Raw genomic sequence first — 20,868 nt, forward strand, 5'->3', positions numbered from 1 at the left:
CCTGCTCCTCCTGCGGCTCGTCGTCGAACGGCGGCGGCGCGGGGGCGTCCTTGGGCATCCGCAGCGCGACGAGCGCACCGAGGGCGACCAGGCCCGCGGTGACCAGGATCGCCGCCCGGTACGGGCCGGGGTCCGTGTCCTGTCCGTGCGAGCCGCCGGAGGCCGCGATCACCGCGGCCGTCGCGGCGATACCGAGCGCGCCGCCCAGCGTGCGCACGATGGTGAACAGGCCCATCGCCTGGCCCATGGCCGGGGGCGGGACGTCCGCGAACCCGGCGATCTGGACGGTCAGCACGGCCGTGCCGAGCACGAGGCCGACGCAGAACATCAGCGCCCGCACCGCCCAGGCGTTCTCCGCGACGCCCGGCACGGCCAGCGCGGCGAACACCCCGGTGGCCAGGACCAGTGCGGGCACGGCGAGCAGCCGGGGGCCCAGCTTCGGCATCAGCCGGTCGGCGACCTGCGAGGCCAGCATCAGGCCGAGCGCCTCGGGGAAGACGCTCAGGCCCGCGTCCAGGGCCGAGGCCCCGAGCGCCGCCTGGTAGAGCAGCGGGAACGCGAAGAGGACGCCCATCAGCCCGGCCGAGGTGACCAGGGCGAGCACCGTGGCCGAGGCGAACACCTTGTCCGCGAGCAGCCGCAGCTCCAGCAGCGGGGTCTTCGCCCGGAGCAGGTGGACGCACCCGGCCACGAGCAGGACGAGCCCGAGCGGGCCGGCCACGGCGACGGACGGCGAGGCCCAGCCGTGTGCGGGGCCGAAGCCCAGCGCGTACGTGAGCAGGCCGAGCGCGGGGGTGGCCAGCAGGAAGCCGGGGACGTCGAAGGGGGCGGCGCCGTCCTGCGCCTCCTCCTTCTCCTCGCGCAGACCCACCACGCCCAGCAGCACCGCCGCCGCGCCGATCGGCACGTTGACGAAGAACAGCCAGTGCCAGGAGAAGTGCTCGGTCAGGAAGCCGCCCAGCGGCGGCCCGAGCGCCGGCATCAGGGCGGTCGGCACGATGAGGACCTTCGACAGCTTCATCCGCTCGTGCGGCGGGAAGGCGCGGAAGAGCAGCGTCATGCCGACCGGGGTCAGCAGGCCGCCCGCGATGCCCTGGAGGACGCGGGCGAGGACCAGGGCCGGCAGGTCCTGGGCCAGGCCGCAGACCGCCGAGGCCGCCGTGAAGACGGCCAGCGAGCCGAGGAAGACCTTCTTGGTGCCGAAGCGGTCGCCGAGCCAGCCGGCGACCGGCAGGGCGACCGCGAGCGCCACCAGGAAGGCGACCTCGACGGTGTTGGCGGCGGAGACGGGTTCGCCGAAGTCCCGGGCGATGGTGAGCAGCGCCGGGTTGACGATGGTGGAGTCGAGGCCGTTCATGCACATCGCCGCCGTGTACACGATCACGACGGCGACGCGCGGGTTGATGCCCTTCACCCCTGGGCCGCCGGGGCCAGGTCGGTCCAGTTCTCGGCGATCCAGTCCACGGCCTGCTGCCGCTCGCAGGGGCCGTGGACGAGGGTCCAGCCGTCCGGCACGGCGGCGAAACCCGGCCAGAGGCTGTGGCGGCCTTCGGCGTTGACGAGGACGAGGAACGGGCCGTCGCCGTCGAAGGGGTTGGCGGGTGCGTCGCTCATGGGGTCAGTTCTCCAGGTTCTGCAGACGGTCGGCGATCACGCTCGCGATGTGCGCGATCGGTTCGGGCAGGGTCATGTCCTTGTGCGAGCAGGCGACGTCCGTGTTGTCGATGCGCCCGGTCACGTACGGGGTCCAGGTCTCGGGGGTGAGCTCGTCGTCGATGGTGTCGACGGTGGCCCGGAAGAAGAGCACGTCGCCCTCGTACACCCGGTGGTCGAAGGCGCGCACCAGGTGGTTGGTGTTGAGGTAGGTGCGGTTGAGGGCCTCGATGGTGGCGTCGTCGAGGCTGGCCAGCGGGGAGCCCTCGCGGCGCAGCACATCGGTGACGTGGGCGAGTTCGAAGGGCTTGCCCTCCAGGCTGTCGGGGCCGTAGCCGCCCATGGCGAGGAGCGCTTCGAGCGCCTCGGCCTGGTCGGGCACGGGCAGCTCGCGGAAGCCCTCGGCGGGGTAGGCGTCGAGGATGGCCAGCAGCTCGACCTCCTGGCCCAGGTCCTGCAGGCGGGTGGCCATGGCCTGGGCGATGATGCCGCCGGTGGACCAGCCGAGGAGGCGGTACGGGCCCTCGGGCCGGACCTCGCGGAGCCGGTCCACGTAGTGCGCGGCGAGCTCCTCCAGGGTCTGCGGCAGCGGCTGCGCGGCGGTGGCCGGGCCGACGCCCTGGGCCTGCATGCCGTAGATCGGCACGTCGGCGGGCAGGTGGCGGATCAGGCCCGCGTAGCACCAGCTGAGGCCGCCGGCGGGGTGGACGCAGTACAGCGGGGCCTTGTCGCCGGGCGCGGCCGGGCGCAGCGGCAGCAGGACGTCCAGCGCGTCGGTGCGGTCCTCGGCCTCCAGGGCGGTGGCGAGGGCCGCGGCGGTCGGTGCCTGGAAGACGGTGCCGATGCCGACGTCGGCGCCGAGGGCGTCCTTGACGCGTCCGGCGAGGCGCACGGCGAGCAGCGAGTGGCCGCCGAGGTCGAAGAAGTTGTCGTCGACGCCAACCCGGGGCAGGCCCAGGACGTCGGCGAAGATCGCGCAGAGCTGTTCCTCGCGGGGCCCGCGGGGGGCGCGGCCCTCGGTGACGGCGGAGGCGAGGTCGGGGGCCGGGAGCGCCTTGCGGTCGAGCTTGCCGTTGGCGGTCAGCGGCAGCCGGTCGAGGAGGACGACGGCCGAGGGCACCATGTGGACGGGCAGTTCGCCGGCGGCGTGCTCGCGCAGCGCGGCGGGGGTGAGCTCGCGGGCCGGGACGGCGTAGGCGACGAGGCGCTTGTCGCCGGGGGTGTCCTCGCGGACGACCACGGCCGCGTCGGCGACGTCGGGGTGGTCGGCGAGGACGCCCTCGATCTCGCCGAGCTCGATGCGGAAGCCGCGGATCTTGACCTGGTGGTCGGCGCGGCCGAAGTAGTCGAGGTTGCCGTCGGGGCGACGGCGGGCGAGGTCGCCGGAGCGGTACATGCGGGTGCCGCTCTCGCCGAAGAGGGCGGCGTAGGGGTCGGCGACGAAACGTTCCGCCGTGAGGGCGTGCCGGCCGAGGTAGCCGCGGGCCAGGCCCTCGCCGGCGACGTACATCTCGCCGGTGACGCCGGGCGGCACGGGCTGCAGGTACGGGTCGAGGACGTAGACGCGCAGGTCGGGGATGTTGACGCCGATGGTGCTGGAGGCGCCGGCCGCGGCCTTGACCCGGTCCAGGGCGATGTACGAGACGTGCACGGTCGTCTCGGTGATGCCGTACATGTTGACGAGCGTGGGCGCGTCCTCGGCGTGGCGCTCGTACCAGTCGGCGAGGCGGGCCAGTTCGAGGGCCTCGCCGCCGAAGACGACGTAGCGCAGGGCCAGGTCGCTGCCGGGGTTCTCCTTGTCGGCTGCCATCAGCTGATAGAAGGCCGACGGCGTCTGGTTGAGGACGGTGACGGACTCCGCGGCGAGCAGGCGCAGGAAGGCGGCCGGGTCGCGGCTGACGAGGTGGGGCACGACGACGAGGCGGCCGCCGTGCAGCAGGGCGCCCCACATCTCCCACACGGAGAAGTCGAAGGCGTAGGAGTGGAAGAGCGTCCACACGTCGGTGTGGTCGAAGCCGAACCACTGGTCGGTGGCGGTGAAGAGCCGGACGACGTTGTGGTGGGTGACGGGGACGCCCTTGGGGCGGCCGGTGGAGCCGGAGGTGTAGATGACGTAGGCGACGTCGTCCGGGCGCACGGGCCGGACGCGCTCCTCCGGGGCGAGGTCCGCGGCCCCGTACGCCTCGGCCTCGGCGCCGTCGACGAGGACGACGGGCAGGTCGTGCGCGGGGATGCGGGCCGCCGTGGCGGTATCGGTGACGACGGCGGCGGGCGCGGCGTCCTGGAGCATGTACGCCAGGCGGTCGGCCGGGTAGTCGGGGTCCATCGGGAGGTAGGCGGCGCCGGCCTTGGCGACGGCCAGGAGGCCGGTGACCAGCTCCAGGGAGCGCGGCAGGGCGAGCGCGACGATGGAGCCGGGGCCGATGCCGCGCGCGGCGAGCAGCCGGGCGAGGCGGTTGGCCCGGGCCGACAGCCCGGCGTAGTCCAGCGACGCGCCGTCGCACGTGACGGCGGTACGGCCGGGGTGGCGGCGGGCGGCGTCCTCGTAGAGCTCCACGAGGGTCTGCTTCGAGGGCGCGGGGGCCGGGGTGCCGGTGTTCCACTCGACGAGCAGGCGGTGCCGCTCGTCGTCGCCGAGCATCGGCAGCAGGCCGACGGGGGTGTCGGGGTCGGCGGCGGCAGCGGTCAGCAGACGCGTCAGGTGGGCCGAGAGGCGCTCGGCGGTGGCGCGGTCGAAGAGGTCGGTGCGGAACTCCAGGAAGCCGCCGATGCCACCGCCGGGCTGCTCCCCCGCGTTCAGGGTGAGGTCGAACTTGGCGGTGCCGGACGGCGTGGCCGTCATCGCGGCGGTCAGGCCCGGGCCCATGGCGAACGCCGCGTCGGGCAGGGACTGCCAGGCGAGCATCACCTGGAACAGCGGGTGCCGGGCCAGCGAGCGCGGCGGGTTGAGCTCCTCGACGAGCCGGTCGAAGGGCAGGTCGCCGTGCTCGTAGGCGCCGAGCGTGGCGGTGCGCACGCGCTCCAGCAGCGTGCGGAAGGCGGGGTCGCCGGAGGTGTCCGCGCGCAGGACGAGGGTGTTGACGAAGAAGCCGACGAGGCCCGCGGTCGCGTCGTCGTCGCGGCCCGCCACGGGGGTGCCGAGCGGGATGTCGGTGCCGCAGCCGTAGCGGGTCAGCAGGGTCGCGAGGGCCGCCTGGACGACCATGAAGACGCTGGTGCCGGTGGTGCGGGCGAGCGTCTCGACGGCGGCGTGCGCGTCCGCGCCGAGGTGGAAGGGCACGGTGTCGCCGGCGTAGGAGGCGACGGCCGGGCGCGGCCGGTCGGTGGGGAGTTCGAGCTGGTCGGGCAGGCCGGCGAGGGCCCGCTTCCAGTGCTCCATCTGGCGGTCGGCGAGCGCGGTGGGGGCGTCGGCGGTGCCGAGGAGCCGCTGCTGCCAGGCGGTGTGGTCGGCGTACTGGACGGGCAGCGGCGCGAGTTGCGGGGTCCGGGCCTCCGCGCGGGCCGTGTAGGCGGCGGCGAGGTCGCGGGCGAGGGGCGTGGTGGAGGCACCGTCGCCGGCGATGTGGTGCAGGAGGAGGAGCAGGGTGTGCTCCGTCCCGCCCTCGGTGAACAGGGTGACGCGCAGCGGGGGTTCGGCGGCCAGGTCGAAGCAGTGCCGGACGGCGGCCGTGACGTCGGCCGTCAGCGGGGCGGTGTGGAGCTCGGGGTACGCCTTGTCGGCCGCGAGGATCCGCTGATAGGGCTCGTTGTCAGTGGCCGGGTATACGGTCCGGAGTGTTTCGTGACGCTCGGTGAGGTCGCGCAGGGCCAGGCGCAGTGCGTCCCGGTCGAGCGGGCCGGTGAGGGTGAGGAGCAGGGGGATGTTGTACGTGGGGCTGGGGCCTTCGAGCCGGTGCATGAACCACAGCCGCTTCTGGGCCGGGGAGAGCGGCATCCGCTCCGTGCGCGGCACGGCCACGAGGGCGGGGCGCTCGTCGGCCGGCGCGCCGGGGGCGGTGTCCAGGAGGGCGGCGAGGGCGGCGGGGGTGGGGTTGCGGAAGACGTCGGCGAGGCCGAAGCCCTCGCCCGCGCTCTCGCGGATCCGGGCGGCGATACGGCCGGCCAGCAGGGAGTGACCGCCCAGGGCGAAGAAGTCGGCGTCGGGGGACGGCGGGGCGTCCAGGCCGAGGACGTCCTGGAAGAGAGCGCAGAGCGCGGCTTCCTGCGGGGTGCGGGGCTCGCGGGCGGCCGGGCCGGCGGTGGGCTCGGGGTCGGGCAGGGCGCGGTGGTCGAGCTTGTCGTTGGCGGTGCGGGGCAGGGCGTCCAGGGCGAGGATCGCGGCGGGCACCATGTGGGCGGGCAGCCGCCCGGCGAGGTGGGCGCGCAGGGCCTCGGTGTCGAGGGCGGCCGGGCCGGCGCCCCCGGCGGGGACGGCGTAGCCGAGGAGGCGCTTGCCGTGGGCGGTGTCGCGGGCGATCACGGCGGCCTGGGAGACCGCGGGGTGGGCGGCCAGCGCGGCCTGGATCTCGCCGAGTTCGATGCGGAAGCCGCGGATCTTGACCTGGTCGTCGGCGCGGCCGAGGAATTCGAGGGTGCCGTCGGGGCGGCGGCGCACCAGGTCGCCGGTGCGGTACATGGCGGCGCCGGGCTCGCCGTGGAGGGCGCCGAAGGGGTCGGCGGTGAAGCGTTCGGCGGTCAGGTCGGGACGGCCGAGGTAGCCGCGGGCCAGGCAGGCCCCGGCGATGTACAGCTCGCCGGTGACGCCGTCGGGCGCGGGGCGCAGGGAGGAGTCGAGCACGTAGGCGCGGGAGCCGCGGACGGGTCTGCCCTGGGGGGTGCCGTCCTCGCCGGCCAGCCAGTAGTAGGCGTCGACGGTGGTCTCGGTGGGGCCGTAGAGGTTGACGGGGCCCAGGCCCTCGGTGGCGGCCAGGCGCCGCCAGAGCGGGTCGGGCACGGTCTCGCCGCCCACCACGACGACGGCCGGGTGGTGCCGGCCCTCGTCCAGGAGCCCTTCGGCGAGGAGGGCTTCGGCGTAGGAGGGAGTGACGTCGAGGTAGTCCAGGCGCTCGTCGTGGACGTAGCCGGCGAGGGCGGCGGGGTCGCGGTAGCCGGCGTCGTCCAGCAGGTGCAGCTCGTGGCCGTGGACGAGCCAGATCAGCGGGTCCCAGGAGGCGTCGAAGGCGAAGGAGGCGCTGTGGCCGATGCGCAGGCGGTCGCGGCCGGTGCGGGCCACGGCGGGGGCGATGTGGTCGCTGCCGTGCCCGGCGTGCAGGTTGGCCAGCGAGGCGTGGGTGACGACGACGCCCTTGGGGCGGCCGGTGGAGCCGGAGGTGTGGATGATGTACGCGGCCTGACGGAGCGTGGGCGCGGCGGGTGCGGTCGCCGGGCGGGCGTCGATGCGGGCGCGGGTCTCCGGGTCGTCCAGGAGCAGGGTGGGGACGGCGTGCGGGGGCAGTCCGCGGACGGCGTCGGCGGTGCCGACGAGGCAGCCGGGCCGGGCGTCGTCGAGGACGGCGGTGATGCGCTGGGCGGGGTGCCCGAGGTCGAGGGGCTGGCAGACGCCGCCCGCCTTGAGGACGGCGAGCAGGGCGACGACGGTCGACGCGCTGCGGGGCAGGGCCAGGGCGACGGGGGTCTCCGCCGTGACACCCGCGGCGGTCAGCTCGTGGGCCAGGCGGTTGGCGGCGGCCTCGAGTCCGGCGAAGGTGAGGGTCTCGCCGCCGCTGCGGACGGCCGTGGCGCCAGGGGTGCGGGCGGCCTGCGCGCTGAAGAGCTCGGGCAGGGTGTGCTCGGCCGGCGGCTCGGTGCGGCCGGCGGTGGCGCGGCGGATGCCGTCCGCGTCGAGCAGGTCGAGGGTGCCGACGGGCCGCTCCGGGTCCTCCAGGAGGAGGTCGGTCAGCGCGTCGAGGTAGCGCAGGAAGGCCCGCTCGTGGGCGGCGAGCTCCTCGGCGGTGTAGCGGCCGGGGTTGGCGTCGAGGCCGAGGAGGAGGGAGCCGCCGGGGCCGGGGGTGACGGTGACGGCGAGGTCGTCGACGGGACCCGCGGCGAGGTTGCGGACGGTGCCGGGCAGACCCGCGAAGTCCAGGCCGCCGTCCTCGAACGGCTTGATGTTGACCATGGGGCCGAAGAGCGGCCGGTCGCTGCCGGTGAGCCCGAGGTCGCGGCGCAGGTCCTCCAGGCGGTAGCGCTGGTGCCGGCCGGCGGCGCGCACGGCGAGGACGACGCGGCGCACCAGTTCGGCGCCGGTGTCCCCGGGGCGGACGGCGAGGCGCAGCGGCATGACGTTGACGGTCATGGCGGGGGTGCGCAGGGCGGCGCGGCTGCGCCGGTTCTTCAGCGGCAGGCCCAGGAGGACGTCCTGGGCGCCGGATATGCGGTGCACGTAGCCGGCGGTGGCGGCCATGACGAGCTCGGCCCAGGTGCTGCCCTTCGCGGCGGCCGCCGCCTTCTCCATGCGGGTGCGGGTGCCTGCGGGGAGGACGGCGGTGCGGCGCAGGACCGTCGTCGCGGGAGCGAAGGGGCGGGCGGAGAGGGAGGCGGGCTCGGGCCGGTCGCCGAGGTGGGCGCCCCAGTAGTCGCGGTCGGTGGCGTGCTGGGCGCTCGCGCGGTAGGCGGCTTCCTCGTCGGTGAGTTCGCGCAGGGGGGCGAAGTCCGCGGCGGGGGGCTCCTCGCCCGCGGCGAGCGCGGTGTAGACCTCGGCGACGCGGCGGCCGATGAGGGTCAGGGCGTAGGCGTCGACGGCGAAGTGGTGAACGCGCTGGTACCACCAGTGCAGTTCGTCGTCGATGCGGAAGAGCGCCTGGGTGACCAGGGGGCCGCGGGTGAGGTCGACCGGGCGGTCGAGGTCGGCGCGCATCCAGGACTCGGCATCGGCCCAGGGGTCCCCGGCGGTGCGCAGGTCGATGCGGTGGAGCTCAGGCTCCTGTCCGCCGGCAAGGCGCTGGGCGGGGACGGCGTTCTCGTCGGCGGGGTCGGCCGGCACGGCGAGCAGGGAGAGGGTCTCTGCCTCGCCGGCGGTGCGGTGCAGGGCCCGGGCGAAGAGCTCCTCGTCCAGGGGGCCCCGGATCTCCACGCAGTCACCCGTGTTGTAGACGGGGTTGTCAGGGGCGAGTTCCTGCGCGTACAGGATTCCGGCCTGGGCCGCGAGCAGCGGCAGCTCGACAGGAGAAGTCTCGGCCTCGTGGTGACGCATGGTGTGGGGACTCCCGTTGTATGACAGCGATCTGGCCACACCGGTACCCCCCGGTATGTCAGCTTAGGTAAGCCTAAGCTATTTTTTGCCTCACCGTGAGAGTCTCCCACCACAGGGTGGAGAACGAACAGGAGCACCGATCATGACCGCGGCCGACGGCCTCAAGACAGCCCTGCGCGAGCGCGTACTCGCCCACCGCGACGACCTCCTGTCGCTCAGCCGGCGCATCCACGCGCACCCCGAGACGGCCTTCGCCGAGCACCGTGCCGCCGGCTGGTGCGCCGAATTCCTGCGCGGGCACGGCTTCGAGGTGACGGCGCCCGCGTACGGCCTCGACACCGCCTTCTCCGCGACGACGGGTTCGGGACCGGTCACGGTGGCCCTCGTCTGCGAGTACGACGCCCTGCCCGGCCTCGGGCACGCCTGCGGCCACAACCTGATAGCCGCGGCCGGCCTCGGCGCGGCCCTCGCCCTCGCGCCCCACGCGGACGAACTGGGGCTGACGGTACGGGTGCTGGGCACGCCCGCGGAGGAGCGCGGCGCGGGCAAGGCGCTCATGCTGGACGCGGGCGCCTTCGACGGGGTGGACGCCGCGATGATGGTGCACCCGTGCCCGTTCGAGGTCGCCGAGTTCCGCTCGTTCGCGCTCGGCACGCTCTCCGTCGCCTACACCGGCAAGGCCGCCCACCCGAGCCTCAATGCGCACGAGGGCCGCAACGCCGCCGACGCGCTGACCGTCGCCCAGGTCGCCCTCGGGCTGCTGCGCCAGCAACTGCCGCCGCAGTGGAAGGTGCACGGGGTGACCACGGGCGCCGGCACGGCGCCCAACCTGATCCCCGACCGCGCCACGGCCGAGTACGAGATCCGGGCCTCCGCGGCCGAGGACCTCCGGGAGCTGCGCGAGCGCGTCGAGGCGTGCTTCCGCGCGGGCGCCCTGGCCACCGGCTGCGAGGTCGAACTGACCCGCCCCGAGCCCGACTACCTGGACTTTCGCACCGACGCGCGGCTCGTCGCACTCTGGCAGGACAACGCCCGCGCGCTGGGCCGGCCCGAGCCGCTGCAGCGGGACGCCTTCGCCTGCACGGACATGGGGAACGTCTCCCACGTCGTGCCGTCGATCCACCCGGTGCTCGACATCAGCGACGGGACCTGCGGCCCGCACGAGGCGGAGTTCGCCGACGCGGCGGTTTCGCCTCGCGGCGAGCAGGCGCTGCTCGACGGGGCGGTCGGGATGGCCTGGACGGCGGCCGACTTCGCGGCGGCGCCCCGCCCCTGACCGCTTCGGGACTCTGCCCCGGACCGGGGCCCTCAATCGCCGGACGGCTCTTCTGCCGCCGTGACCGGCGATTGAGGGCGAGGCGGTTACTTCGCCGCCAGCGCCTTCGCGATGTCGTCCACGACGACCGTGCTGGCGATCGGGCCGCCGCGCGTCGACCACACCGAACCGTTCACCGTCACGGCGTGGTTCTTCTTGACCGCGCCGAGGTCCTTGTACGCCGGCTTCTCCTGGACGTCCTTCAGCGCCTTCTCACCGTCGGAGGTGAGGGTCGACAGGAACAGCCAGTCGCCGTCGATCTCGTTGATCTTCTCCAGGCTGAGCGCCGGGGTGTGGGCGTTGCCGTCCTTGTCCTGCGCCTTGGGGCGCTTGAGGCCCATGTCCAGGGCGACGCCGCTGGCGAACTGCTTCTTCTCCATCCAGCTGGGGCCGTCCGGGTTCCAGCGGACGATGCTGACCTCGGCGCCCTTGTTGTCGCCCAGGCCCTCGCCGGCCTTCTTGGCCTTGGCCTCGTAGTCGCCGATGACCTTGTTGGTCTCGTTCATCTTGTTCAGGGCGTTGCCGATGCCACGGAAGGAGAGCTTCCAGTCATCGGTCGGGGCCATGGTGACCAGCGTGGCGGGGGTGATCTCGCGCAGCTGCTTGAGCATCTGCTCGTCCTGCATGTCACCGGCCAGGATGAGGTCGGGCTTGGCGGCGACGACCTTGTCCATCACCGGCTGCAGCAGGTTGCCGACGACGTTGATGCCCTTCACCTTGTCGGCGAGGTAGGCCGGCGGCTTGCTCAGGCCCTGGCCGTTGGTGATGCCGACCGGCTTGACGCCCAGCGCCAGCACCGCGTCCAGGTCCTCCTGGGTGAGCGTCACGATGCGCTTGGGGTTGGCCGGGACCTTCACCGCGGTGCCGGTCGCGTCCTTGACGGTGCGGGTGCCGCCGCCCGACTCGGCCGCGTTGTCGGACTTCTTCTCCGAGCCCTTGTCGGAGTCGGAGCCACAGCCGGTGACCAGCAGCGCGGCCGCCCCCACGGCGGCGAGCACCTGCACCGCGCGGCGCGGGGCGAAGGGGAGGAGGCGGTGGGGTGTGGTCATCAGAAGGCTCCGGCGTGGGTGAAGAAGGGAGGACGGAAAGGAATGGCAAAAGGACAGCAGGCAGCACGAAGAACCCCTCGCACCGGCCCACAATCGACATTAGGTTAGCCTTACCTTAAAGCTCTCCCCATGGGAGGGTCCATATCAGCCGGCGATCTTCTGGAAAGGCCCGCCTGTGGAGCTCCGCGTCGAACAGCTCATCGCCGGATACCCCGGCCACCGCGCCGTGGCGGGAGTCGACCTCACCATCCCCTCCGGCCGGGTCGTCGCGATTGTCGGTCCCAACGGCTGCGGCAAGTCCACCCTGCTGCGCTCCGTCGCCAGGCTCCACCAGCCCGAGTCCGGCCGGGTGTACGCGGGCGACGCCGACATCTGGCAGCTGAAGCAGCGCCAGGCCGCGCACCGCATCGCCCTGCTCCCCCAGTCGCCACTGGCCCCCGAGGCCGTCACCGTGGCCGGGCTCGTGCGCTACGGGCGCCACCCGCACCAGGGCCTGTTCCGCCAGTGGTCGCGCGACGACGAGCGGGCCGTCGAGGAGGCGCTGCGGGCCACGGGCGTCGCCGCGCTCGCCGGCCGCCGGCTCGACCAGCTCTCCGGCGGCCAGCGCCAGCGCTGCTGGCTCGCGATGGTCCTCGCCCAGGAGACGCCCATCGTCCTCCTCGACGAGCCGACCAGCGCCCTGGACATCGGCCACGCGGTCGAGGTGCTCGACCTCGTCCGGGAGGTGGCCCTCGCCGGCCGCACGGTCGTCATGGTCCTGCACGACCTCGCGAGCGCCGCCCGCTACGCCGACACCGTCGTCGCCATGAAGGACGGCCGCGTGGTCGCCCACGGCGCACCGCGCGACGTCGTCGACACCGCCCTGGTGCGCGAGTTGTACGGCATCGAGGCCGACATCCTGGAGGCCCCCGCCGACGGCTCCCCCGTGGTCGTCCCGGCCCGGCGCCCCCCGGTGGCCGCGGCCGCAGCCGCCGTCGCGGCCGTCTCGTAGGAAGAACCGCAGAAGACCCGTAGGAGAGCCCTCGGCCGAAGCCACGGCAGAGCCGGATCAGAAGCCGGGTCAGAAGCCGGCCGCGTACCGCCAGAAGGCCCGCATCACCCCGGGCGGAGCCGGCCCGGTCATCTGCACCTGTGTGAGCAGGACGGTCACCAGACCGGTCGCGGGGACGAGGTGCGCGGCCGTCCCGGTGCCGCCGATCCAGCCGTAGCGGCCCGGGACGTTCCACGGGTCGGTGGCCGCAACGTCGACCGAGCCGCCGAAGCCCCACCCCTGGCCCTCCAGGAACAGGTCGGTGCCCTCGCGCTGTGCCCGCGTCAGGTGGTCGGTGGTCATCTGCCGCACCGCCGCGGGCGACAGCAGCGGCCGCCCGCCGTCCGTCGTACCCCCGGCGAGGATCATGCGGGCGAAGGCATACAGGTCGTCGGCGGTCGAGACGAGCCCGCCGCCCGCAGCCGGGAAGGCGGGCATGCCGCTCCACTGCCCGTCGGGCGGATCGGCCAGCTCCAGGCCGCCGCCGGGAACGGGCCGGTACAGGCTGGTGAACCGGCCGAGCGCGGCGGCCGGGACCGCGAAGCCGGTGTCGGCCATGCCGAGCGGCTCGAACAGCCGCTCGGCGAGGAAGTCGGGCAGGGGACGGTCCGCGACCCTGGCGATCAGCACGCCCAGGATGTCCGAGCAGGTCTGGTAGAGCCAGGCCTCGCCCGGCTGGTGCAGCATCGGGATCCGGGCCAGGGCCGCCAGCCACTCGTCCGGCGGGAGGTTCTCCCGGGGTTCGAGGAGGTGCCCCTGCACCTCCTCGAACAGCGCCGCGACCGCCGGCAGCGAGAAGTCGGCGGGGAAGCCGTAGCCCGCGCGGAAGGTGAGCAGATCCGTCACGGTGACCGGACGGGCCGCCGGGACCACGTCGCCGACGGCGGACTCCGGCGTGCGGACCACCACCGGGGACGCCAGCTCCGGCAGCCACCGCCCGATCGGGTCGTCCAGGGCCATCCGGCCGTCCTCGGCCAGCATCATGGCGGCCGCGGCGGTGACGGGCTTGGTGAGCGAGGCGATACGGAAGAGGGAGTCCCTGGTCATCGGCGCGGTGCCGTCGGCGTCGAGCGAGCCGAGGGCCTCCACCGCCACCCGGCCCCCGCGGGCCACCAGGGCCACCGCCCCCGGCACCGCACCGCTGCGGACGTACGGTTCGAGGACGTCGTGAAGGTCCGTCACGAGCCCGCCGCGGGACCCGCGGTGCGCAGCGGCGTGAGCTGCTCGATGTCGTAGCGCACGCGCAGGGCGGCGATCGCCTCCTGGTCGACCGGCGGCCCCGCCTCGAGGATCTCGAAGAGCTCCTCGAAATAGCGCTCGTGGTCGGGCGGCGGCGAGGCCTGGAAGAACATCCGCACCGGCTCCGGCGTGGGGTTGGCGAAGGCGTGCGGGCAGCCCGGCGGCACCAGGATGACCGTGCCCGGCGTGGCGCGGGCGTACCGCTGCCCGGCGGCCGAGCGCCACTCCCGCCAGTGGTCCCGCGTGCGCACGAGCGGCTCGAAGGCGAGGACGTCCAGCTCGCCCTCCAGCACGTAGAAGAGCTCCTCGCTGCGGGTGTGCAGGTGCGCGCCGACGTCGAAGCCGGGCGGGACGACGACCTCGAAGCTGGAGGCCGCGCGCGAGTGCTCCCCGGTGACCTTGAAGGTCACCTGCTGGGCGGGGGTGACGAGAGTGCGCCCCCCGCCGGGCGGCACGACCAGACCGTCCTGTGCGGAAATCAGGGTCATGGCGGCGGTCCTTCCCGGCGGCGTTCGACGTCGTGGCGGAACCACGTCGTCCGGCACTTCGGAGAATTCCCGTTCGTACCGGACGGCATCCGTGCTCTCACTCGTACGGGTCAGGGATACGGGGGCAGAGAATACGGGGGCAGAGAGCTCAGGCCTCGCGGGAGAGCCGCTCCACGAGACCGGGGGCGGGCTGCGGGACCTCGCCGAAGTCCTCGTCGTCGCCGTCGACCGTGAGGCGGTTGACGACGCTCTCCAGCGCCGCGGGCAGATGGGGGGTCAGGCCGCTGTGCCACTGGATGAGCAGTTCGTGGCGCGCCGCGTCGGTCAGGAGCTTGCGGCGGCTGTCCACCCGGGACGCCGGCCGCGGGGGCTCCTGCGGGTCGTGGGCGGCCTGGGCGCGCCAGAACGCGGCGTCGCGGAACTCCCCGTTGCGGCGGTGCGCGAGGTGCAGGCAGTACGCGGCGGTACGGCTGCCGCCACCGGCGGCGAACTGCCACCAGAAGTCGGCCGCGCGGGTGTGCCCCGCCACGTGCAGCAGGCACGCGAAGACGAGGGCGCCCTCGGGGTCGATGCCCCGGTCGTCGGCGAACCGTTCCAGGCTGCCGGCCGCCTCGACGGCGTTGATCACCAGGACGCAGGCCAGGTCGAGTTCGTGGACGGCCTCTTCGCGGGCGCCGGGGCCGGCCTGGGCGGGCTCCGCGGGCGGCCTGCGCCGTCGCGGGCGGCGCCGGATCTCGAACGCCACCGCGATGGCGCGGGCGTCCGAGGTCAGCATCGCTTCGATGACGTCACCCTCGGTGTCGTGGCTGCGCGGCATTACTTCCCCCTGCCGGGATGCTGGGCCTCTAAAGGGACTTCCAACGCGGACACCGCGGACACCGCCGCGACGACCTTGCGCTTGGCGTGGCCGATGAGCGAGCGCGCGGCCGCCCGCTCGACGCCGAGCAGGTCCGCGACCTGGGCCACGGTGTAGCCGATGACCAGGTTCAGCACGAGCGCGTCGCACTGCCGCTCGGGCAGCCGGGCGATCGCCGCGTACAGCGCCATCCGGCTCTCCAGGAGCCGGAACCGCCGGCCGCGCTCGGGCTCCGGGGCGTGCGCCGCGCAGAGGAGGGCGGCCGTCGGCAGCGCCGTGCCGCGGCGGTGCCGGGCCAGCCAGCCGGCCACGTGCTCCTTGAGCAGCGACCAGGCGTAGGAGTCGGCGGAGGGCTGGCGCAGCGCGTGCGGCCACTGCGCGCACAGCCGGTCGAAGGCGGCCTCCGTGATGTGCGCGGCGGCTTCGGCGTCGCCGGTGTGGACGTAGGCGTACGCGCCCCACCTGTGCTCGTGCAGTTCACGGAAGGCCGTGAAGGCGATCTCCATCCGGCGCTCGGAGGGGCGGGTGGTCCCGGCGGGCGCGGGCGTCCGACCGCTGTCTCTCATGGGCGCCTCTCGTCGCGTCTTCTCCTGCGTCTTCTGCGTTCTTCCAATGAACCGGAAAAGCAGACCCCGCCGTGCCACAACCCCGTAAAAAATCTGGCTCTCCGCAGCGGAACGGTTACCCGCCGGTGACGCGGGACAGGTATGGGGCGGCCGTAACGCGAGGGGGAGGCGGAGAAGATGGGCGAGACCCGTGAGGAGCCCGTGGTCGACCTCCGGCTGGACCGGGCCCACTCGGCCCGCATCTACGACTGGCTCCTCGGCGGGCGGACGCACTTCGCCGCCGACCGCGAGGCGGGACGGCGGATCCTGTCGGTCTTCCCGGCCGCCGGGGAGGCCTGCCGGATGAACCGGGAGTTCATGCACCGCGCCGTCGCCCACCTCGCCCGCGAGGGCCTGACCCAGTTCCTCGACATCGGCACGGGCATCCCCACCTCGCCCAACCTGCACGAGATCGTCCAGGGGATCAGCCCCACCGCCCGCGTCGTCTACACGGACAACGACCCCGTCGTCCTTGCGCACGCCGCCGCCCTGCTGCGCGGCCGCCCCGAGGGCCGCACCGCGTACGTGCAGGCCGACGTCACCGTCGCCGGCAGCGTCCTGGAGGCGCCGCAGCTGCATGCGACCCTCGACCTCCGCCGCCCGGTGGCGCTCACCCTCAACGCCCTGCTGCACTTCGTCCCCGACGACGGCCGCGACCGCGCCCACGCGGTCGTCGAGGAGCTCAAGGCCGCGCTGCCCGGCGGCAGCGCCCTCGTCATCACGCACGGCACCTCCGACTTCTCCCCGCCGGCGATGAGCCGGGTCACGGACGTCTACGCGCGGGCCGGGACCCCGCTCCAGCTGCGCGGCGCGGCCGAGTTCCGCCGCTTCTTCGACGGATGGGAGCTGCTGGAGCCGGGCGTCACGCTCGCCCACCGCTGGCGCCCCGACCGCTCCGGGGACCCGGGCCGGCCCACGGCCGCGGAAGCCGTCTGCTACGCCGCGATCGCCCGCAAGCCGTGACCCGCGCGCCCCTCGCCCTCATATCGCGTACTTCCACACCGTGAGCATGAAGGCGCCGTACCAGCAGCCGAAGAGCGTCGCCGCGCACAGCACGGTCACCGCCGTACGGGTGCGGGCCGCCGCCAAGGCACGGGCCACGGGGACGAGGAAGAGGACCGCGGGTATGAGCAGCCGCAGCTTGGAGTGCGAGTAGTTGCTCTGGGCCAGGGTGAGGACCACGATGCCCGTGCCGTAGACGAGCAGCGGCGGCCAGGTGCCGCGGTGCCAGGTGAGCACGGTGGCGCAGGTGAGGGCGAGCAGGATCACGGCGGTGCTCACCGAGACCCAGCCCTCGCCCCGGCGCAGCGTCTCGCCGAGGAAGTCGAGGAAGGCCGCCCCGTTGTCCCAGTGGGTGCCCCAGCCGGCCTCCTGGATACGGAACCAGGCGTCCGGTTCGCCGATGCGCCGTCCCACCCACCACAGGTAGAGCGGTGTGCCGAGGCAGCCGAGGACGACGGCGGCCAGGGGCCGCGGGGTGACGCGGCGTTCGCGCAGCAGGTGCAGGAGGACGGCGACGGCGAGCGCCGCGGCGACGGCCGCGGCGGCGGGCCGGGTCAGGCCGGCGAGCAGCGCCAGCATCCCGGCGGTGAGCCAGGCCTTGCGGTGCGCGGCCAGGAGCGTGCCGGCGGCCAGGGCGAGGAAGAGCGACTCGCTGTAGGACATGAGGAAGGACAGCGCCATCGGCTGCGCCCCGGCGAGCAGCACGATCGCGCAGAGGGCGGTGCGCCCGTCGTGGAGGCGGGTCAGCAGGCGGTGCACGACGATCAGCGCGGCGAGCAGCGCGAGGTGGGCGGTGACGATGCCGGAGGTGCCCCAGTCGAGCCGTGTGACGGTGTGGACGGCGCGGATCAGCATCGGGAACAGCGGGAAGAACGCGAGGTTGTTGCCGGTGAGGCTGCCGTCGTCGGTGTAGGAGTACCTCTGGGCGTAGCCGTCCTGGGCGATGCCCACGTAGAGGTTGCCGTCCCAGGCCAGCAGGCGCTTGCGCAGGCCGGGGCCGTCCGCGTCGCTCATGGCGGACAGGATCAGCAGGTGGAGCACGGTGGTGACCGCGTAGACGGCGCACGCGGGCAGCAGGAACCGGAAGATACGTTTCGCTCGCTGCCGTGCCGACGGCTCCGGCGGGGCCGGTATCGCGCCGGGACCGGCGGTGGAGGAGTCGGGTACGAGAGCCGTCATGGGCGGTCATGCCATTTCGTCGGGGGCGTACGGGCGTGGGTACGCGGTGGGGCTGGTGCAGGGGGCCGGGTCCGTCAGACGGCCGGGTAGTGCTCCGCTCGGGCGGCCGTGATGAGCGCGGAGACGTCCGTCCAGTCGAGGCCCTCCCGGCGGGCCCGGCTCATCCAGTCCGCCAGCTCGCCGCGCAGCGGGGAGTCGGCGAGGGAGCGGGGCCGCTCCGGGGAGGCGCTCACGAAGGTGCCGACCCCCGGCCGGGCCTCCACGAGCCCGAGGTGCTCGAGCTCGCGGTAGGCCTTGAGCGTCGTGTTCGGGTTCAGCTTGGTGACGGCGGCGACGCGGGCCGCGGTGGGCAACTGGTCCCCCACGGTGAGGATGCCGAGGCGCAGCGCCTCCTGGACCTGCTGGACGATCTGCAGGTAGGCGGCCATTCCGCTGTGCCGGTCGATCCTGAACTCGACCATGGTGCGGCCCCCCTCATCCCGTCCCTGCGTGCTGCGACCCGGCGCGGCTCACAGCGGGCGCCGCCGGCCCCACCACAGGGTGAGGGCGAGAAGGGCGACGGCCGCGGCCAGCACGAACGCCGCGTAGGTCCACTGCATGCCGGGCATCTGGTCGTACCCGAAGTATTCCAGGCGCTCGGCGACGATGCCCTTGGCCCTGCAGTCCGCGGGGGTGCGCTCGTTGAAGCACGTGCCGAAGCCGTGGAGCCCGCCCTGCGCGTCGACGGTCCAGTTGTCGTGGCGCACGGCGCCCTCGGGCAGCACGGGCTGTCCCTCCTCGACCGGGTTGACGAGCACGCGCGGCTGCGCGAAGCCCACCCTGAAGGGGCCGTACATGAGGATGCCCCAGGCGAAGGAGAAGCCGAGGGTGAGCCCCATGGCGACCAGGGTGCGGCGGACGAACAGCCCGAGTGCGGCGCCCACGGCGAGGTGGAGCAGGGCCAGCGCCACGGGCACGGGACCGGTGTTGTCGAAGACGTTGTCCCCGCTCCACTCACCGGCGTTGACGAGGTCGTGCGCGGGTTCCCACCAGGAGGTGAAGGCGGCCGAGAGCGCCGCCGAGCACACGACGGTGACCAGCGCCGCCATGCCGAGCTTGACGGCGAGCCAGCGGCCGCGGGTCACCGACTGGGTGGTCACGAGCTGCACGGTGCCGCGCTCGCGGTCCCCGGCGATCAGCGGGGCGCCGAGGAAGACGCCCGCGACCACGGGCACCATCGACATCAGCCACGTGGCGTTCTGGAAGGGCTCGCCGTACTTCTGGTCGAAGACTTCGGCCAGCTCCACCGTGGCGGTCGCCCGGGCGCGGTCGAGGAAGCCGGTCATCGTGCCGCGCTGCCAGAGCATGTGCACGCAGCCGGCCGCGGTCAGCAGCAGGCAGGTCACGAAGGCCACCCGGTGCTGGCGCCAGACCAGCCACGGCAGTCCGCGCAGGATGCGCGGCGGCTCCTTGCCCCCCTCGTTCTCCGCGCTCTCGGTACTGCGGCTCGCTGCGTCCGCTGACGTCATCCCACCCCACCTGCCCCACCGGCTAATTAACTAGTCAGCTAGTGGAATGAGCATATAGAACACCCCTACGGTGTCAACATCCGGTACAGAAAGGGACGAAAGGCATCATTTCCGGCTCAGGTGGCCGCACCTGCGGCCTTCCGGCGGGCCCGGTGGGCGGCCGCGGTCGCGCGGTTGCCGCAGATCTGGGGGGAGCAGAAGCGCCGCGACAGGTTGCGGGAAGTGTCCACGAAGACCTCGGCGCAGCGGTTCCCGACGCACACGTGGAGCCGCTCCGTGCCGCTCGTGGTGACCACGGTGAGCAGCCCCATGGCGGCGTCGACCGCGTACCGGTCGGCGATGGGGGCGCCGGGTGCGGCGACGTGCAGGTGCCACGACCCGTCGTGGTCGGTGTAGTGCGGCACGGCGCCGTGGCCGGCGAGCACGGCGTTGAGCAGGCCGACGGCCGTTGCCGTGTCCGGGGCGCCGAAGACCTCGCGCAGCACGGGCCGGAGCTCCCGCACGGCGGCGAGGTCCGCCTCGGTCGGGGCCGCGGGCGGCCGGATGCCGTGGGCGTCGAGCAGGGCGGACAACGCCGCAACATCGGGCATCTTCTCCACATTGCGCACGATGTTGTAGGTATTGACCAGGTCCTCAGCCAGGGTCACCGAACCGTCTGAGTAACTAGTAAACCTCACCATGACTCCGTACTATTGCTGCTCGTAGTCGCCACCGCATCACCTGCGGCGGCACTGTTTCCTGTTGCCCGCATGTCCGCGGAGGATGTCGATGGACTCGCAAGAGGCATTACCCGCCGAGGAGTCGGCGCCACCGCAGGAAACACCCGCCCCTGCCGCCGGATTCCGGGAGGAGGCACTCTACGGTCTGCGGGCCGCCGTGCCCCTGGCCGTGGCCGTCTTCGGATTCGCGGTCTCCTTCGGCGTCGTGGCCCGCGCGGCGGGCATGGGGGTCCTGGCCCCGGTGGTGATGTCGCTGACCACCTTCGCCGGATCCGCGCAGTTCGCCGCCGCCTCGGTGCTCGGCACCGGCGGCGGGGTAGCCGCCGCGATCGTCGCGGCCGTCCTGCTCAACTCGCGCTACCTGCCCATCGGGATCAGCGTGGCCCCGGCCATGACCGGCGGCGTCCTCAAGCGCTTCCTGTCCGCCCAGCTGGTGGTGGACGAGTCCTGGGCCGTCGGCCACGTGGGCAACGGCCGCTATTCGCGCGGCCGGCTGCTCGGCGCGGGCGTGCTGGTCTACGCCGCCTGGGTCGGCGGCACCGCGGTCGGCCTGCTGGGCGCCCACTACCTCGGCGATCCCGAGCGCTTCGGGCTGGACGTCGTCTCGCCCGTGCTGTTCATCGCCCTCCTCAAGGGCCAGATCACCAGCCGCAAGGCGCTCGCGGCCTCGGCCCTCGGGGTCGCCATCGCCCTGGCCCTGGTGCCCTTCGCCTCGCCGGGCGTGCCCCTCATCGCCGCCACCGCCGCCTGCCTGTTGGGACTGAGGAAATGACCGGACTGTGGCTCGCCGTGCTCCTGGTCGGCGCCGTCTCCATGGCGCTCAAGGCGACCGGCCCCGTACTGCTCGGCGGCGAGGAGCTGCCCGCGGCCATGCAGCGCGTGGTCACGCTCATGGCCCCCACCCTGCTGGCGGCGCTGATCGCCACCCAGATGTTCGGCCAGGGCAAGTCGCTCGTCATCGACGCCCGCGCCGTCGGGCTCGTCGTCGGGGCCTTCGGCGTCTGGCGCAAGTGGCCCACCCTGCTCGTCGTGGTGCTCGGGGCCGCGGCCACGG

The 20,868-nt window shown here is 73.7% G+C and carries 17 protein-coding genes; 5 read left to right on the plus strand and 12 right to left on the minus strand.

Features of this window, described 5'->3' with window-relative positions; genetic code table 11:
• The 3 genes from V7793_RS15945 to V7793_RS15955 all read right to left on the minus strand — a co-directional run.
• On the minus strand, positions 1-1,363 hold a 1,363-nt coding region (locus V7793_RS15945), incomplete at its 3' end, for a DHA2 family efflux MFS transporter permease subunit (RefSeq protein WP_336006975.1).
• A 47-nt stretch (positions 1,364-1,410) separates the two neighbouring features.
• Entirely contained in the window at positions 1,411-1,614 is a 204-nt protein-coding gene (locus tag V7793_RS15950; RefSeq protein ID WP_336006940.1) for an MbtH family protein, read from the minus strand.
• A gap of 4 nt (positions 1,615-1,618) precedes the next feature.
• Positions 1,619-8,824: an amino acid adenylation domain-containing protein gene (locus V7793_RS15955; RefSeq protein WP_336006942.1), complete on the minus strand. Its 7,206-nt coding sequence runs from the start codon at positions 8,822-8,824 to the stop codon at positions 1,619-1,621.
• Between the two features lie 142 nt (positions 8,825-8,966).
• On the opposite strand from V7793_RS15955, the gene V7793_RS15960 reads away from it, so the two are divergent.
• On the plus strand, positions 8,967-10,100 hold the full coding sequence (locus V7793_RS15960; protein ID WP_336006945.1) for a M20 family metallopeptidase: 1,134 nt from the start codon (positions 8,967-8,969) through the stop codon (positions 10,098-10,100).
• Between the two features lie 86 nt (positions 10,101-10,186).
• Here V7793_RS15960 and V7793_RS15965 read toward each other — a convergent pair whose 3' ends face one another.
• Complete coding sequence (locus V7793_RS15965; RefSeq protein ID WP_336006947.1) at positions 10,187-11,188, minus strand: ABC transporter substrate-binding protein; 1,002 nt, start codon at positions 11,186-11,188, stop codon at positions 10,187-10,189.
• Positions 11,189-11,363: 175 nt separating this feature from the next.
• Here V7793_RS15965 and V7793_RS15970 point away from each other — a divergent pair, with 175 nt between their 5' ends.
• A complete protein-coding gene (locus V7793_RS15970; protein ID WP_336006949.1) occupies positions 11,364-12,179 on the plus strand; it encodes an ABC transporter ATP-binding protein in 816 nt (271 codons plus the stop codon).
• 69 nt (positions 12,180-12,248) lie between these two features.
• Here V7793_RS15970 and V7793_RS15975 read toward each other — a convergent pair whose 3' ends face one another.
• From V7793_RS15975 to V7793_RS15990, 4 genes are all read right to left on the minus strand, one after another.
• The gene (locus V7793_RS15975) at positions 12,249-13,400 is read right to left on the minus strand and encodes a serine hydrolase domain-containing protein (protein ID WP_336006952.1); all 1,152 of its coding nucleotides are present in this window, start codon (positions 13,398-13,400) and stop codon (positions 12,249-12,251) included.
• The gene (locus V7793_RS15980; RefSeq protein ID WP_336006953.1) at positions 13,397-13,945 is read right to left on the minus strand and encodes a cupin domain-containing protein; all 549 of its coding nucleotides are present in this window, start codon (positions 13,943-13,945) and stop codon (positions 13,397-13,399) included. Before V7793_RS15980 ends, V7793_RS15975 begins: the two co-directional genes overlap by 4 nt.
• 148 nt (positions 13,946-14,093) lie before the next feature.
• Positions 14,094-14,762, minus strand: a complete 669-nt coding sequence (locus tag V7793_RS15985; protein ID WP_336006956.1) for a hypothetical protein — start codon at positions 14,760-14,762, stop codon at positions 14,094-14,096.
• On the minus strand, positions 14,762-15,367 hold the full coding sequence (locus tag V7793_RS15990; protein WP_336006958.1) for an RNA polymerase sigma factor: 606 nt from the start codon (positions 15,365-15,367) through the stop codon (positions 14,762-14,764). The genes V7793_RS15985 and V7793_RS15990 overlap by 1 nt, the downstream gene beginning before the upstream one ends.
• 177 nt (positions 15,368-15,544) lie before the next feature.
• Here V7793_RS15990 and V7793_RS15995 point away from each other — a divergent pair, with 177 nt between their 5' ends.
• Positions 15,545-16,369, plus strand: a complete 825-nt coding sequence (locus tag V7793_RS15995; protein ID WP_336006961.1) for an SAM-dependent methyltransferase — start codon at positions 15,545-15,547, stop codon at positions 16,367-16,369.
• A gap of 18 nt (positions 16,370-16,387) precedes the next feature.
• Here the strand turns inward: V7793_RS15995 and V7793_RS16000 are convergent, their stop codons facing one another.
• The 4 genes from V7793_RS16000 to V7793_RS16015 all read right to left on the minus strand — a co-directional run bounded on the left by V7793_RS16000 (position 16,388) and on the right by V7793_RS16015 (position 19,742).
• Positions 16,388-17,587: a hypothetical protein gene (locus V7793_RS16000; protein WP_336006963.1), complete on the minus strand. Its 1,200-nt coding sequence runs from the start codon at positions 17,585-17,587 to the stop codon at positions 16,388-16,390.
• 74 nt (positions 17,588-17,661) lie between these two features.
• A complete protein-coding gene (locus V7793_RS16005) occupies positions 17,662-18,048 on the minus strand; it encodes a GntR family transcriptional regulator (protein ID WP_336006965.1) in 387 nt (128 codons plus the stop codon).
• A 48-nt stretch (positions 18,049-18,096) separates the two neighbouring features.
• Entirely contained in the window at positions 18,097-19,095 is a 999-nt protein-coding gene (locus V7793_RS16010; protein WP_336006967.1) for an ABC transporter permease subunit, read from the minus strand.
• Positions 19,096-19,211: 116 nt separating this feature from the next.
• A complete protein-coding gene (locus tag V7793_RS16015; protein ID WP_336006969.1) occupies positions 19,212-19,742 on the minus strand; it encodes a CGNR zinc finger domain-containing protein in 531 nt (176 codons plus the stop codon).
• Positions 19,743-19,863: 121 nt separating this feature from the next.
• Here V7793_RS16015 and V7793_RS16020 point away from each other — a divergent pair, with 121 nt between their 5' ends.
• On the plus strand, positions 19,864-20,586 hold the full coding sequence (locus V7793_RS16020) for an AzlC family ABC transporter permease (RefSeq protein WP_160330202.1): 723 nt from the start codon (positions 19,864-19,866) through the stop codon (positions 20,584-20,586).
• A partial coding sequence (locus V7793_RS16025; RefSeq protein ID WP_336006973.1) for an AzlD domain-containing protein occupies positions 20,583-20,868 on the plus strand: 286 nt, incomplete at its 3' end. The genes V7793_RS16020 and V7793_RS16025, both read left to right, overlap by 4 nt.

This window comes from Streptomyces sp. KLMMK (assembly GCF_036961605.1).
GTDB classification, from domain to species: Bacteria; Actinomycetota; Actinomycetes; order Streptomycetales; family Streptomycetaceae; genus Streptomyces; species Streptomyces telluris.

Bases quoted from the DNA above. Each gene is read 5' to 3' on its own strand.
- V7793_RS15950 (WP_336006940.1), bottom strand. From the start codon at position 1,614: ATGAGCGACGCACCCGCCAACCCCTTCGACGGCGACGGCCCGTTCCTC.
- V7793_RS15955 (WP_336006942.1), bottom strand. From the start codon at position 8,824: ATGCGTCACCACGAGGCCGAGACTTCTCCTGTCGAGCTGCCGCTGCTC.
- V7793_RS15960 (WP_336006945.1), top strand. From the start codon at position 8,967: ATGACCGCGGCCGACGGCCTCAAGACAGCCCTGCGCGAGCGCGTACTC.
- V7793_RS15965 (WP_336006947.1), bottom strand. From the start codon at position 11,188: ATGACCACACCCCACCGCCTCCTCCCCTTCGCCCCGCGCCGCGCGGTG.
- V7793_RS15980 (WP_336006953.1), bottom strand. From the start codon at position 13,945: ATGACCCTGATTTCCGCACAGGACGGTCTGGTCGTGCCGCCCGGCGGG.
- V7793_RS15985 (WP_336006956.1), bottom strand. From the start codon at position 14,762: ATGCCGCGCAGCCACGACACCGAGGGTGACGTCATCGAAGCGATGCTG.
- V7793_RS15990 (WP_336006958.1), bottom strand. From the start codon at position 15,367: ATGAGAGACAGCGGTCGGACGCCCGCGCCCGCCGGGACCACCCGCCCC.
- V7793_RS15995 (WP_336006961.1), top strand. From the start codon at position 15,545: ATGGGCGAGACCCGTGAGGAGCCCGTGGTCGACCTCCGGCTGGACCGG.
- V7793_RS16000 (WP_336006963.1), bottom strand. From the start codon at position 17,587: ATGACGGCTCTCGTACCCGACTCCTCCACCGCCGGTCCCGGCGCGATA.
- V7793_RS16005 (WP_336006965.1), bottom strand. From the start codon at position 18,048: ATGGTCGAGTTCAGGATCGACCGGCACAGCGGAATGGCCGCCTACCTG.
- V7793_RS16010 (WP_336006967.1), bottom strand. From the start codon at position 19,095: ATGACGTCAGCGGACGCAGCGAGCCGCAGTACCGAGAGCGCGGAGAAC.
- V7793_RS16020 (WP_160330202.1), top strand. From the start codon at position 19,864: ATGGACTCGCAAGAGGCATTACCCGCCGAGGAGTCGGCGCCACCGCAG.